The sequence below is a fragment of the Paraburkholderia nemoris genome, from assembly GCF_905221015.1.
In the GTDB taxonomy this organism is placed as follows: Bacteria; Pseudomonadota; Gammaproteobacteria; order Burkholderiales; family Burkholderiaceae; genus Paraburkholderia; species Paraburkholderia nemoris.
Window position 1 is genome coordinate 36,232 of sequence record NZ_CAJNBO010000022.1, and the last position, 13,500, is coordinate 49,731.

The 13,500-nt window shown below is 60.7% G+C and carries 10 protein-coding genes and 2 pseudogenes; 8 read left to right on the forward strand and 4 right to left on the reverse strand.

The window, feature by feature from the left end; all coding sequences use genetic code 11:
• Positions 1-100 precede the first annotated feature (100 nt).
• Genes KHO33_RS29170 through KHO33_RS29180 form a run of 3 tightly spaced genes read right to left on the reverse strand, consistent with a single transcriptional unit; the run spans position 101 to position 3,290 of the window.
• On the reverse strand, positions 101-1,129 hold the full coding sequence (locus KHO33_RS29170) for a tyrosine-type recombinase/integrase (RefSeq protein WP_200567539.1): 1,029 nt from the start codon (positions 1,127-1,129) through the stop codon (positions 101-103).
• Positions 1,126-2,061 carry a tyrosine-type recombinase/integrase gene (locus tag KHO33_RS29175; protein WP_200567540.1) on the reverse strand — a complete coding sequence of 312 codons (936 nt, stop codon included), beginning with the start codon at positions 2,059-2,061 and terminating at the stop codon, positions 1,126-1,128. Before KHO33_RS29175 ends, KHO33_RS29170 begins: the two co-directional genes overlap by 4 nt.
• The gene (locus KHO33_RS29180) at positions 2,058-3,290 is read right to left on the reverse strand and encodes a tyrosine-type recombinase/integrase (protein ID WP_200567541.1); all 1,233 of its coding nucleotides are present in this window, start codon (positions 3,288-3,290) and stop codon (positions 2,058-2,060) included. The genes KHO33_RS29175 and KHO33_RS29180 overlap by 4 nt, the downstream gene beginning before the upstream one ends.
• A gap of 226 nt (positions 3,291-3,516) precedes the next feature.
• Here KHO33_RS29180 and KHO33_RS29185 point away from each other — a divergent pair.
• The 3 genes and pseudogenes from KHO33_RS29185 to KHO33_RS29195 form a co-directional block, all read left to right on the forward strand.
• A pseudogene (locus KHO33_RS29185) lies at positions 3,517-3,843 on the forward strand (PDDEXK nuclease domain-containing protein); the annotation flags it as partial.
• A 34-nt stretch (positions 3,844-3,877) separates the two neighbouring features.
• Entirely contained in the window at positions 3,878-4,303 is a 426-nt protein-coding gene (locus KHO33_RS29190) for a hypothetical protein (protein WP_200567542.1), read from the forward strand.
• A gap of 21 nt (positions 4,304-4,324) precedes the next feature.
• On the forward strand, positions 4,325-5,158 hold the full coding sequence (locus KHO33_RS29195; RefSeq protein WP_200567543.1) for a hypothetical protein: 834 nt from the start codon (positions 4,325-4,327) through the stop codon (positions 5,156-5,158).
• A gap of 172 nt (positions 5,159-5,330) precedes the next feature.
• Here KHO33_RS29195 and KHO33_RS42230 read toward each other — a convergent pair.
• A pseudogene (locus KHO33_RS42230) lies at positions 5,331-5,435 on the reverse strand (transposase); the annotation flags it as partial.
• A gap of 1,318 nt (positions 5,436-6,753) precedes the next feature.
• Between KHO33_RS42230 and KHO33_RS29205 the strand changes: the two are divergent.
• From KHO33_RS29205 to KHO33_RS29225, 5 genes are read left to right on the forward strand one after another with little or no spacing between them, the layout of a single operon-like run.
• Entirely contained in the window at positions 6,754-8,034 is a 1,281-nt protein-coding gene (locus KHO33_RS29205; RefSeq protein WP_200567544.1) for a metallophosphoesterase, read from the forward strand.
• A 4-nt stretch (positions 8,035-8,038) separates the two neighbouring features.
• Complete coding sequence (locus tag KHO33_RS29210; RefSeq protein WP_200567545.1) at positions 8,039-9,145, forward strand: GTPase-associated system all-helical protein GASH; 1,107 nt, start codon at positions 8,039-8,041, stop codon at positions 9,143-9,145.
• Entirely contained in the window at positions 9,124-10,152 is a 1,029-nt protein-coding gene (locus KHO33_RS29215) for a TRAFAC clade GTPase domain-containing protein (RefSeq protein WP_200567546.1), read from the forward strand. Before KHO33_RS29210 ends, KHO33_RS29215 begins: the two co-directional genes overlap by 22 nt.
• Positions 10,149-11,132, forward strand: coding sequence for a TRAFAC clade GTPase domain-containing protein (locus KHO33_RS29220; RefSeq protein WP_200567547.1), 984 nt, complete (start codon positions 10,149-10,151; stop codon positions 11,130-11,132). Before KHO33_RS29215 ends, KHO33_RS29220 begins: the two co-directional genes overlap by 4 nt.
• Positions 11,125-13,233 carry a GAP1-N1 domain-containing protein gene (locus tag KHO33_RS29225; protein ID WP_234480824.1) on the forward strand — a complete coding sequence of 703 codons (2,109 nt, stop codon included), beginning with the start codon at positions 11,125-11,127 and terminating at the stop codon, positions 13,231-13,233. The genes KHO33_RS29220 and KHO33_RS29225 overlap by 8 nt, the downstream gene beginning before the upstream one ends.
• Positions 13,234-13,500: the final 267 nt, after the last annotated feature.

Here is a 13,500-nt window from a genome sequence, read left to right on the forward strand (position 1 = left end):
TGCGGGTTATTCCGATTTCGTCGGTGCTTGCTGCTTGACTTGCCGAGTGACCCGGGATGGCGTGCTGGCGGCTGGTGTGGGTATCGGGATAGTGCGGTCATCAGGTGAGTCCGCAGAGTCGTTGAATGATGTCCTGCCGGTCGTGCCAGATCGGGGGCGGTGACGGGCTGACGTTGTGGCCTTGGGTGGCTTTCTCCAACGCCGCGCGTTTCATCTCGGTATCGGCGTGGGCGTAGATGAGGGTCGTCTCGGGGTCGGCGTGTCCGAGCCACTCGGTGAGGATCGGGAGGGGCATGCCCGCCTGGTAGAGATGCATCGCACGGGAGTGGCGAAGCATGTGAGGGTGGACCTTCCCGGGCATCTCCGGGCAAGCCTGCCGGGCCGTGTCGGCGTGCTGGCGCAGGAACCGGGCGACGTTGTCGTCGGACATAGGCGTCTTGCGGTGGTCGTGGATCGTGTAGAACAACGGCTGGACTAGGTCTCCGTCAGGGTGGAACGTTTCAACGTAGCGGCGGAAGTGCGCGGCAGTGTCAGGGGTGATTGGCAGCCTGCGAGGCTTGGAGCCCTTTCCGACAAGTTCGGCACTACGCCGCTGCGTATTGATGTCGCCGACGGTCAGGGCAAGCATCTCGGCGTCACGAGCAGCGAGGTCATACATGAGGATCATGAAGAACTGGTCGCGCAGTCCGGCCTTGGTAGCTGGGTCGGGCGCAGCGAGCAGGGCCGTGACTGCGGTAGTGGTCAGGTGGCACACGGGCAGCTTGGCCGGGCTCTTCTTCTGCGGGATGCCGGCGATGTCAGCCAGGTGCATAGCGAGCGTGGGCTCGGCGGTGGCGGCGTAGTGGAAGAACGAGCGGATACACGCCAGGCGCTGGTTGTAGGTGGTGGCCGTCCAGCCACGCGTGGTTGTCATGTCGTCGAGGAACCCGGCGATGAGCGCCCTGTCGAGGACGGCGAAGGTCACCTTCTCCAGCCGGATTCCCCGGCTGTTGTCGACGTAGCCCAGGAGAAGGTTCCAGGCCTGCCGGCAGGCCGTGATCGTATGGGGGCTGACGGCGCGCTGGCGGGGAAGGAAGACGGTGAACCATTCCCGCAGGTGCCGGTAGAAGGTGTCGATGGGCGTGTTCACGGGGTTACCTCCGGGATGATGCCGGCCGCGCTGGTCAGGCCGGTCGCGGCGAGGCGCTCGGGCAGCAGGTGGATGTAGTAGGCGGTCGAGGAGTAGGTGTCGTGGCCCATGTATGCCGATAGATAGGGCAGCCAGACGTTCAGGTCGCGCCCTTCCTCAACCCACCGAGTCAGGGTGCGGGTCGCGTAGTTGTGACGCAGTGTGTAGGGTGTCGAGTACGGTGCGATGCCGCCGGCCATCGCGCGGCACCGGTGGTAAGACGCCGTGACCCAGCGCGCCGGGTAGGGCTGGGCGGGGTGATCCTCGAAGAAGAACGTCCGTCCGGGGCGGCGCAGTTCGGCGAGATCGTCGAATCGGACAAGCAGACGAGCCAGGGCCTCTTCGACGGGGACTCGACGATCCTTGTTTCGTTTCGATCGCTCGATTGTCAGGACAGCCGATCCTGAGTCGACGTCGCGGCGCCGCAGCAGCCGCGCCTCTTGGGGCCGCAGCCCGCACCCGAGCATGAGACGGAACAGCACCGGGATCGTGTACTCGCGGAACGGGCTGGCCGAGCACGGTGTGATCCGATCCGCCGCAGCGAAGAACGCCGCCAGATCTGTGTCGGCGAACAGATGCGGCAAGCTCCGAACGTGCGGGCTTATCCACGCAGCGGGCAGTACAAACGCGTCCTTGCCAAGCAGGCGCAAATACTTGCCGAACGCTCGGACAGCGTGCGCCTTGTGAGCGGGCCAATCGACCCGCGTGCCCTCCTGACACCAAGCCGTGGCCAACTCGCGGTTCAGGACCGTTTCGCCGGGATAACGCCTGGCGCAGAATCGGTCGAAGCTCATCATCGGATAAGCCAGAGTCCTGCGGGAGTATCCGAGCGCTTCGCGCCAGTCGAGCATCGCCTCAATGTGGGAAGCGAAGGCGCTGGTGAACGTGATCATCGCAGGCCCTCCCTCGTGCAGACCAGACTGTCCAGCGGCAGGCAGCAGTCCCGCAGCGACACGTCGGCTAGCGCGATGTAGCGGCGGGACGAGTCGACGTTGGCATGGCCGAGAACTTGCGCGGTCAGCGCAAGCTCGGCACCAGACTCGACCAAGCGGGTTCCCGCTGTGCGGCGCAGTGCGTGGAAGGTCTTGCCATCTCCTGCGTGGTGGGCCACGCCGGCCTTGTCGAGCCAGCGGGCCATCAGCAACGCGCCTGTCGGGCCGGTCAGCTTCACGAACGGGGCCTTGAGGCGCACGAACACCTCCGGCGCCTCGCACTCGGGCCGGCCGCTGAGCAGCCAGTCCGCGATCGCGTTGCCCACCTGTGCCAACAACGGTAGCGTCACCGCTGCGGATGTCTTGTGCTGGATCATGCGGATCTCGTCGCGCCGCCAGTCGATCTCGTCTAGTCGGAGCGCTGCAATGTCGCCGCCGCGGAGGCCCGTGGATAGCGCCAGCACGACCATCGCATAGTCCCGCTTCCCATTCGGGGAACCGGTTTCGATTGCTGCCACGATGTTCGCAGTCTCCTCCGCAGTGAAGCACGGCAGCGCTCGTACCCGTCGCGGCCCCACTCGGGCCAGCAGAGCCTCGACCCTTAGCGCGTTCAGCCCGCGCTGGTTGGCGAACGCGAAGAACCGCTTGATCGCCCAGACCGTGTTCCCCATACCCGCGTTGTGACGTGGTCGGGCGACGACCAGATACTCTCGGACATCCTCGATGTTCACCGCGGGAAGGTCGCGACCGAGCGCGTCCAGGTGACGCAGGAACTGGCGGACTTCGAGCACAAGTAACCGCACCGACCCGGCCGACAGCTCGCCACACGCTGACTTCGAGAACGCATCCAATATCATCGCCGAAGCGTCCCGCAGACCAGACGCCGGCCTACGCCGTCGCCAGTTCACGGCACCAGTCCGCTCGAACTCCAGCAGCATCCGGGCCGACTTCTCCAGAGCCGATCGCATCACCTCGCCGATCTCTCCGCGGCGATGACGCTCATCCATTGCCGCCAGGAACTCCACGAGGATTGCGTCTGTCAATCGCGCACTCTCGCGCGTCTGACAGAAACGGACCACGACGCGGCAGCACGCGCGGTAATACTTCTGAGTGGCGTCGGCCAAGCCGATCCGAGCCCCCCGGGACATCACTCCCTCGACAAGGACAGACAGTTCGTTGTCGTTCTCCATGACGCAGACCTCCTATCGGATAGGCGTGACCTCTCACGTCAGGGCCACGCACCTATCACGATGCGCCGGTCAGCCTCATCGCACCACCTCACCCTCGAGCGCCCCAGGGAGCCTCTCGGTTATCCCGATCCGTCGGAGCGAAACTCCTTGCCTCAGCCGCCCTTACGCAACCGTCGGAATAACCCGCAAATCGGAACAATCGATGTTATGCCGAGGTCGGCATAACATCGACCTGCTGTTTTACAACCGCAAGCTGAAGCGACTGGTGGCCGTCGAACTGAAGCTCGGCGCTTTCAAGGCCGAACACAAAAGCCAGATGGAACTCTATCTTCGCTGGCTCGCAAAACATGAGCAGGAACGGGACGAACTGCCGCCGCTTGGCATTATCCTGTGCGCCGGAAAGAAACAGGAGCAGATCGAACTGCTCGAACTGGACAAAAGTGGAATTCACGTCGCCGAATATCTGACCGTGCTGCCGTCGCGTGAGACGTTGCAGGCCAAACTTCACCAGTCAATCGAGACGGCGCGGCTGCGGCTGCAGAACAAGCCATAGAAGTAATAGTGGGACGCGCTGTGTTTCAGCACGGGTGGCCCAACGGGTCGCCCAGTCAAACCGTCGGCGTAGCCGCTTCGCGAACAACCCGACGAGCGCTCGCGGCATTCGCGGCAGGCGCTACAACTTTTACTTCGAAATCGCTCTTACTTTCGCTTCATCGGACGCCGACGCGGTGAAGCGGCTGGTGGCCGAGTGCTGGCCCGGGATGAGCCGCGCGCAGCTGGTCGCGCGCGCCCGCCGCCGGGCCCTTCAACCGTCCCTCGGAGCCGCAGTGGGCAACCCCGGCGCGCCGGCGCCGGGGGAGACTGGGCTTTTCAGCCTGACACTGCTGGCCGAGGGCGTGCCGGTCCGGCTCATCGCGCATCTGCGGCACGTGAAGCCGCGGCGCCAGTCGGCGCGCCCCGTGAAGGCATCAAAACCCCCAGCGCGCGATCCGCGGCAGGGCGATCTTTTCTGACGGACCCCGAGGAACTGAACAATGGGCCGACCCCGGATTGAATGGAGCGATGCGCAACTGCTCGCGATCATGAATGGCATCGCCGCGATCGACCGGGATTTCCCGCGCGACAATGCACGCTTCCTGGATGGCCTGATCGCGGAAGTCCGGGCCATTACCGGCCGCGTGTTTGGCGCCACCACCTACAGCCGGCTGCTGCGCGATGTCGCGCCGCAGGCCGGCGTCCGGCGTCATCCGAGTGCGCCGACGGTCCAGCAGGCGATCCTGCGCGCACAGGCGCTCGCGCCGATGGCGCAGCCGGGCCGCGCGGACAGCCGGCCAGCCGATCTCGAGCTGATGCGACAGGCGCTGGCCCCGGTGGTGCGCGAGGCGCTCGCACCGCTATATGCCTCGCAGCGCGAGCGGGGGGACGGGCATGCGAGCGGTGCCGCCCAAGATCGTGGTGACGCGAACGCGATGATGCAGCAGCCACTGCTGCAGGCGGCGCTGGAAGATGCGCACGCGCGGATCCGGCGTCTTGAGCAGGACAATGCCCAGCTGCACCGCGAACTCGGCGAAGCGCATGCGGCGCGGGATCTGGCCGGTGAACACGTGAACCGGCTGCTCGGCGATCTGTACGCGTCGATCGAACGCGCCGGCGTCGGCGCCACGACCCTCGCGCAGACGGCCGAGCAGCTGGCCGGGACCGAGCGGTTTCTCAAGATGCAGAACGATGCCGTGCGGCTGCAGGCGAGCGGGGAGGCGGACGCGCTGCGGGCGCAGAACGGCCAGCTGCGCGAGCGGATTGACCATCTGCTGCTCGAAGTCGACCAGTACCGGCGCACCCTGGCGACCCGCCCGCCCGGCAGTCGCTGAGCGCGCGGCACGCCGGCGCGGGTGGCCGCCCATCGGGCCGGTGCACGGGTTCCAGCCGGAGGTGCCGGTTCGTGATTACTCCAGTCTGGGGTGTCCATTTAACCGGAGTTAGCGATTTGCCTCCACGGGCGATGGTGCCTGCCATCACTGATGTGCGGCTATCGCATCCAGTACACATGAACCTGTCGTCTCCAAGCCGCCGTCCTCGCGGATGTCCACAGGACGGGCAGACGAAGCCGCAAGGCCATCGCAGCCATTCGAGGTAGTCCAGGCAGTCTGCATCAGTCGGGAACCAAGCCTGAAACTCCCCAAGGGACTTAGGGCAGTGGGTGCTGGCGGGGGGGACGTTCCATTGCCCAGTCTGCGCTCAACTCCGGTTAAATGGACACCCCAGACTCCAGTTATCAGATGTGGCGATTTTCGAGAAGATGGGGATCGCCGGGCTATTTGTCAGCGGCCAGTAGGCCACAGGCTCGCTCCGGTGGAGCGGGAGACTGATGGCGCCAGGGCGCATCGTCGCTCAATTGAGGCGAACTCTTGCAAGTAGAAAAAAGGACGTCTGCCAGCTGGGATGAGGGCGCCGTTCAATCGGCTTCGATGGGGACTGTCCGGTGGAAACCTCATCACCTTCGCCCTGTGAACTTGGTTCGGCGCCCGACCTAGGGGCCATGAACGTATTCCGGGCCAAAGAAGCTTTGAGACGTAAGCCATTAGATGCAGTTTGGTAATAGCAGTTATCCAATCTGGCAGGGAGACGGAAGAGTGCCGTCGTGATCACGCGTTTTCCTCATCGGTCGGCAGTGCGCGAGCGTTTGCGGCTGACTGACGCAATTCGCGACACAGGGGACGTCGACAGCTGGCCGAGCGCGGAAGCCGGGGGGCAGTTATGGAATGAGTCAAGGCACCCTTGGTTGAACCCCCGAGCATTGCGAGCAGCTCAAGGGGTAAGAGCGGCTTCGCGCACATGCAGGGCTTCAGCGCTAGCATGCGCAGCGTGCCGACAAAGACGCCACCCCATCGCGTCACTCGCACGTCGACGATCAACCACGTGCGGGATTTCCCGCGGCTCATCTTCATACCAGCACGCCGCGGATCGCCAGTTAGCGCTTCACGCGCACCGGCACGACAATCGAATCGCGCGCGTGCGCGTCATTGCCGCCGATCAGGCCGTGGTGGCCGTCGTCGCCGAAGCGAGGGGACGAGAGCTGACGCACCGCGATCCGCGGCTCGCGTAATTGGCGTGCGCCAACTCGCAGCGCCGCCGCGCCCTAGCCAGCAAGACGTCTCGCAGGTTGGTCTGCGCTTCCAGGTGCAGGCTTTCACGGGCGGCCCGGGCGGGTTGCCTCAAAGGCAGATTTTTCGGCTGGCGTGATCATCGGAAAGCCTGCCGCCACTGCACGCCGGCTTTCGGGTTCGTTTACAGGGAGGGCGGCACATGCTGCACCTGCCACGCAGCGCCCGGATGCGGCGAGTTCGTTACCCTTCGAAAACGTCTGCGTTGTGTTCATAGCACACCGCGCGATATCGGCGTAGGCGCTCGTCGTGTAAGTGACCAACGGATACAATACATCGGTTAAATTCAACCTCGACACACAATGAAGAGAATCCGTCTACTGCATCTCTCAGACATTCACTTTCAGCGTCCCGGAAAGATAGGGCATGATCCAGATTACGCGCTGCGCGAAGAGCTTCGCCTGGACGTCGACAAGATGGTCCGCGACCGTGGAGCAATTGACGCTATCGTGGTGACAGGCGACGTCGCTTTTTCTGGTGCGAAGCACGAATATGAGGAAGCGGAGCGTTGGCTTGACGAGCTTACCGCCACGGGGGGCTGTGGGCGCGAAATGGTGTATGTTTGTCCAGGCAACCATGACGTAGATCGCGAGTACATCCTAAAAAACAGCCCGGTCCGTGACATGCACAGATCTATTCGGGGCGAGGCGAACAACGAAGAACGTGAACGACAGCTATTGATCCGCCTCGGCGAGGACACGGCCAGTGAGCTGATTTACAAACCGCTTACCGAGTACAACGAATTCGCCGCCCGTTACGACTGCACGTTTTTTGCGGACAAACGGTACGCTTGGGACAGTGAGGAAGATCTCGTTCTGAACGATGGATCGGTTCTGAAGGTACGGGGTTTGAATTCGGCGCTACTTTCGGGACCCGGCGACACGAAGGGATCGCTGTTCCTCGGGAAGAGGGCTTGTACCATTCTGCGGCGCCCCGGAGTTGAGTATCTGACTATCTGTCATCACCCGCCGGCGTGGCTACTTGACAGCACAGATGCGGAGAGTCTTCTCCAGTCCAAGGCAAAGATTATGCTGTTTGGTCACGAGCATAACCAGCGAGTCGCGTTTGCGAGAGACCACGTTACGTTGTATGCCGGCGCGGTCAACCCAGCACGTGATGAGGCGCCGTGGAAACCCGGATATAACATCATTGAGATATGGATTGAAGCAGGCGCGAAGCGTGAACTTCATGTCGAAATCGTTGCGCGGGAATGGCAGGAAAACCCGACGCAGTTTCGCAACCATGAAGACACGGATAACCGTCCGACGCATAAGCATCACTTTGACCTCGTTCCCTGGACCGCGCCAAAACCAGCGGAGGTGCCTGTGATACCAGCGAAAAGCAGTGACTCGGCGGTAGCCGATGCATCCGTCGAAACGACGACACCACCAATGCGTCGAATAGTGAATGAGTTTTTCCGGCTGTCGATTTCGAGAAAGAGCGCGATTGCCGGAACACTCGAATTGCTCGAAGAGAGCGAAAAAGGATTGCCCGAGGTTCAGCGCTTTACGCGCGCACTCGAACGGGCAAGGCAGCGTGGGAAACTTGCGCTGCTTTGGCAGATGACGAATGAGAGAAGCTAGAACAATGTCCGAGACTACCTCGCAATACCTGTTGCGACTGCATTCAGCCATTGGCATCACAGCCGATGCCGCGTCGATTGAGCGTCGATCGATTGCTATCGATGCGCTACGTGCAAATATCAGTGTTGAGCAGACGATTGCCGCGGCCGCCGTGTCGACAGGATTGGTCGCCGATCTGGCGAAGGTCCGGGAACTCCTGAGTCCGGTAAGTGAAGCGGACCCTGACTTTGCGCCGGTTCAGCTGGACAAGGCCGCAGCAGCTGTGTGCGCAGCCATAACGAATTCAGTACTCGCGACTGGCGGCAGAACGGGACTGGCGGCAGCGCTTGTGATCATGTCTGCTTCGATGGGGCAGCCGGCCAAACATGTCGACGGTCGGTTGAAAGCGATCGCGCAGGAGCAGCTTTGGCTGATGCAACGTGCGGCGGCGCCAGTGGCGAAATACGCTGCACCGAAACCACAGGTTACCGCCGAGCACGTCAAGGCGTTGAATGATGTCCTCGCCACCGGAAACGTCGTAAATGCCGTCGCTCCGATGCAGGCCGTAGTCGATGGAATACTCGCGACATTCGCCGCTCAAAGTGCGGCCGTAACAAGGGCGTTCGAAGCGCTTTCGGTCCGGCAGTCGATAGTTGAGGACGAGACCCTGATGCAGTGGTGGGTGGTAGGCAAGGCGAGTGCTGAAACCCTGCGTCCGTTCGCCGCATTGCCGCCCTTCGAAGCCGCTGCACGGGCAGCCGGCGATCTTTCGGTCATGGTTTCTCCGCTGCGCCCCGCTGGTCCGTTTGCAGCACCGGCTCTACTCGAGAGGGTTCTGTGTGCCGACGATCTTGCTCGCAACCACGCGAAGTCATTCGCGGAAGCGATTGTCGGTATACCGCTCGCGGAGCGTCCGGCAATTTTTAAAAACAAGCCGTCCACGGCGAACGTGCCGGGCGTCTTCCCGATCATGCTCGCTGCTGAATATTCGATCGAAAGCGGGGACGAAGAGGACTGGCAACCTCGCTTTAAGCGTGCTGCACACGTCGAGGTACACACTAAATTGACGCCGAGTGAATTCGCAGAGCAACTTTACCGAGAACGCTTGCTATGGAATCTGCTCCAGAAGTAAAAGAACCATTGAAAGGAAAATGCACTACGGCCGGCTGCAACGCGCCGACAGATCGCTGCATCGAAGGCCTCGCGCCCGAAGAGTGCCCGAAATTCGTGATAGGGCCTGAAATCGATGAAATTGCATTCGAGGCGAGCCGCCCTGTCGATCAGGAAAGCGTTGTTCGCGTAAGCCGCTTTGGCCGGTCGCTTACGGCTAAGGATGCCGACGAATGCATGCTGTCGACGCCTGTAGGTCGCCGACTTGCTGTAGTTTCGCTTGTCGGGGTACCTGATTGCGGAAAGACGACCCTAGTTTCCAGCCTCTACGAAATCGTGCGTCGCAATCTTGCAGAAAGGATTGGCTTCGCTGGTAGTGAGACGATTCACGGATTCGAGGAGCGTTGTCATATGTCGCGGCTCGCTTCGGACCGCGAAACACCTGACACGCCACGAACTGTGCAGGAACTCCAGTTTCTTCACATGAGCGTCGTAGATCGAGATGCGATCGAGCGCGTCGAACTGTTCATGGCGGACCGCCGGGGAGAGCAGTTCCAGGACGTGTTGGATCGACCTCCGCTGTCAGAAACGCTGGTTGAAGTGCGAAGGGCAGATTCTGTCGCCTTCCTGCTTGACGGCGAACATCTCGTCGACGGTAGCAGGCGCGAGTCGGCGATTTCGAAGGTGCACCTGCTCGCGATGGCGTTGAAGAACGTGATCCGGCATTCGATTGCGATGCAACTGGTTATCACTAAGACCGACAAGATACATAGTCACCATCACGAATTACTGGTAAGGCGCCGGGTCGATGCACTGTCATCCCTGCTCGTTCAGATGTTTCCGAAGCAGATTCGATATTCGGTGCATTACGTCGCCGCGCGCAACTTGGACGATGGGTCGAACGGTATGCACGAGTTGTTGTCCGATTGGATGCAAGTTTCAAATGACGAAGAGCATCTGCAAGTCGCTCCTCCGATCGGGAAGGGCGCTTTTGAACGCCTGATGAATCTGCGCGGCGCAAAAATATGACGAGAAAACTGGTTATTGCGGGAATGCCTGACTCGGGGAAGAGTACCTTTCTCATTGCCTTACGACATCTTTTGGTGTCACATGAAGTGCAATCAGTCCTGCGCGCGACTCGCCTTTCCGACGCAGAAAAGCACCTCAACGGTCTCGCGGAGAAGTGGCTCGCGTGTGAACAGGTGGACCGCACCCAGACGGGTGTCGAAGAGTGGGTGTCGTTGCACGTCAGGAAGGAGGCCGATTCGAGCGAGGCCGAAATCGTCGTGCCAGATTTCTCGGGCGAAGCTTTTCGGCGTCCCGCCGCAACGGGAAACTGTTCGTCCGGTATTGCACGCATGCTGTTCGAGTTGGACGGTTTGCTCCTTTTTACAAATGCCGATCGTAGCGCGGACGATGTTCGACTGGAGGCTCTGGCCAGCCTGTTCGCCGTGCCGTCTGAAGCGGAGGGGAGTGGAACGGATGGGACGAACGCGAAGCCGTCGCGATCGGAATCAGGTACCGAACCTGAGAGCGGTGACGCAAATCCCGTGATGCAGCCGGCGATGGCGGACCCCGCCGGGGTTGCTAATAGTGCTCCGGCGTACAGTGCTGCACCGTTCGATCCGGTAAACATGCCTGAGGAGGCGCTGCTGGTTGAACTGCTCCAGATTCTGAATCGCCGTCCCCGTGTCCCGACGGCTAGGGCCATCGCAGTGATTGTTTCGGCGTGGGATGTCGTAGAAGAGCAGGACGTATCGCCCGAGCAGTGGCTTGAGCAGCATCGCCCCATGGTTTGGCAGTATCTTCGTAATAATGACGATCTCTGGTCGATTCGTGTTTATGGAGTGAGTGCCCAAGGGGGTAAGCTCCCCGATGAACAGAAGGCGCTTCAGGCCAAGATTCCTGGGGAGCGTGTTCAGATCGTCGGCCATGGCGCGCAGCCGCATGACCTCACTGCGCCCATCGACTGGCTCATGACTGGCGGCGTTGTGGAAGACCATGCGTGAAAAGCCTTTTGAGTTCGACCAGGTGGTGCATGGATACCGGGACGGACATCGACAACTAGCGGCATCGCTCGTGCTAGACGCCGAAGCTGCCGATGCTATGGCGTTGGCAAGTGATCTTTTGACGTCGCGGGGTCTTCGGTACGACGAAGACTACATCACAGCTTATCCTCTACGAAGCGAACACAAGTACGTGTTTTCGCGGACTTGGCCCGCACAGGAAATGCCGCGCCCAGGTTGCGTCTGGACACATTCACTAGTGCTGGACTACGTGACGGTGTCGAAAATTAATGATGCCGGATTCATCCTGTCGCTGTTTCGTCGGCCGTCGATCTCATCGCTTTCGACCTATGCGGTTCCGCTGACGTACGACGGTGAGCCCCTCGTCGATCGTCATGCTGCTGTTGCCTTGCCTGAGGCCGACGAAACAGTGCGCCGCGTGTACGGAGCGAGATGGTCACAATGCGACATCGTGCTGGATAGTCGTGGATCAAAACGGGATGAAGAGATCGTCATCGCCATCTGGTCGCAAATGCCGCCGCGACTGCGCAGAACCATCGCCTTTTGTACCGAGCCATCGGCTCGCGGGCTGCCACTGGAGGCCGAAGCGACAATGCGGTTTGCGTCGTTTCCCGAGCCTCAAATACCCAATCCGAGCGACGAAGTCGGACGCGCCACAGGTTCGGGGCGCGGGATCAGGCTCCTTGCAAAGGATTTAACCCGGACTCATACGACGCCCCTGCGTCGTTTCCTAAGGCGATACTCGATCGACGTGAGCGACTCTTTCGGTGCAATGCCGGTCCTCGCGGAAGTGTTTCTCCTGATTGGCGATGCTAGGGAGCTTGAGGACTTCGCCGAGGTCGCGCGATTGCTCGGGCGAGCCTTTTCGAACAGACGTGACGCGCAGCTCCTCAAGCAGGATCTCCTGCTTGGTCGCTTCTTCGAAGGGCCAGATTCGACCGAAAGGCGGGCGCTCTCATTCTTGGGCACATTGCGCTCGATCGACCGTCAGGAATTGATGATGACCCTTCCTGACGAGACGCAACTCTCTGATGTGTTCTTGGACGTCGCGCGTGAGCCATCAATGCTTGCCGAGATGGTCACGCTACGCCGGAACGAGGAGCTGGCAGAACTCGTAGAATCCTGTTTCCGTCACACGATTGCCCTTATTCCACCCGACGTACTTGCGACACTACCGATCAATGAGCAGCAAGCAGTTGAACTCGCCAAGATGCGTCCGGACCTTCTGACAGACGAATCGTTCTGGTTGCTAAATGCATCGTCGAGGAAGGTGCTGCTACGGTCTTGCCAGCTTGACGGAGAATCCGTGTCGTGCTTTATTCGGGTATTTCGCGATACGCTGGATGAAGAAGATTTCGAATTCCTTTTGTACGTGGAACCCGGGAGCGTAGTTAGCAGTGTTTCGATGCTCTGGGAGCAGGACGCGGTCCCCGCATACGTATCGCGAATGATGGTCGAGCGGTTCGCGCATTCGGGCGAGTTGCTGCGGCAGGTGATCGCGAACACGAATCTGCTTCCACGAGCGATTTGGGCGGACATTGGTAATGCAGTTGCTTCGCAACCGCTTGGTTCGATTGACGGGGTCGCTTGGGCGAAGATATTAAAGCGTACGCGTGTCACCAAGCTGGAGCGTCACGAAAGCACATTGGCCGCACTGTTATTTGCAGAAGGGATGAGGATGCCGGCAATTGGCGTCGCGCCTTTGCTTGCAGTTAGCTTTGACCTGCTATACACCATTGCTTGGAATGGAGCCCTTACACTTCAGGAGCAAAAAATTCTTGATCAGAATTTGACCGGTTCAGGGACGTACTGGTCGTGGGACTATTGCAAGAGGCTTGCACGCGCAGTACTCGACGCAGTAGCCCGCGAAAGCTCGTGGGAGGCGGCGCTTCTGGGCATAAACGTCAGCTTCTTGACGGCACGCGGGGTCGTACGGGAGATTGAGACCCACCGGAATGCCCAGGATGAGTTGAGGTTGCTCAGCGAAAAGCTCGACGGTATGCCCGATAAGAGGCATACATGGGGCGAGGCAGTGCGCGACGCGATGAAATACGTTTTTCGATTTGGACCGTTCTCCTTTTAGCGCGACAGAACAGTGACTACCGCCTGAACAGGCTGTAGTGGCTGGATAATAATGTCGGTTGAGGGGGTGCGGCAAAAATCTTGGACGGGTTTAAGCCGCAATTCCGAGACTCTCCCGGTATTCGAGCGAGCGGAGTGAGCCGAGCGAGACCTTGATCCGCTTGGACAGAATTGAAGCGCTGCATGACGCTATCGGGGGAGATCAGTCGTCGGAACCATCGTGATGTCTTGACGACATCCTCTGGGAGTTAAACTCATGTTCTACTCG

Coding starts and splice junctions, on each gene's coding strand:
- KHO33_RS29175 (WP_200567540.1), bottom strand. CDS start 2,061: ATGATCACGTTCACCAGCGCCTTCGCTTCCCACATTGAGGCGATGCTC.
- KHO33_RS29180 (WP_200567541.1), bottom strand. CDS start 3,290: ATGGAGAACGACAACGAACTGTCTGTCCTTGTCGAGGGAGTGATGTCC.
- KHO33_RS29195 (WP_200567543.1), top strand. CDS start 4,325: ATGGGCCGACCCCGGATTGAATGGAGCGATGCGCAACTGCTCGCGATC.
- KHO33_RS29205 (WP_200567544.1), top strand. CDS start 6,754: ATGAAGAGAATCCGTCTACTGCATCTCTCAGACATTCACTTTCAGCGT.
- KHO33_RS29210 (WP_200567545.1), top strand. CDS start 8,039: ATGTCCGAGACTACCTCGCAATACCTGTTGCGACTGCATTCAGCCATT.
- KHO33_RS29215 (WP_200567546.1), top strand. CDS start 9,124: ATGGAATCTGCTCCAGAAGTAAAAGAACCATTGAAAGGAAAATGCACT.
- KHO33_RS29220 (WP_200567547.1), top strand. CDS start 10,149: ATGACGAGAAAACTGGTTATTGCGGGAATGCCTGACTCGGGGAAGAGT.
- KHO33_RS29225 (WP_234480824.1), top strand. CDS start 11,125: ATGCGTGAAAAGCCTTTTGAGTTCGACCAGGTGGTGCATGGATACCGG.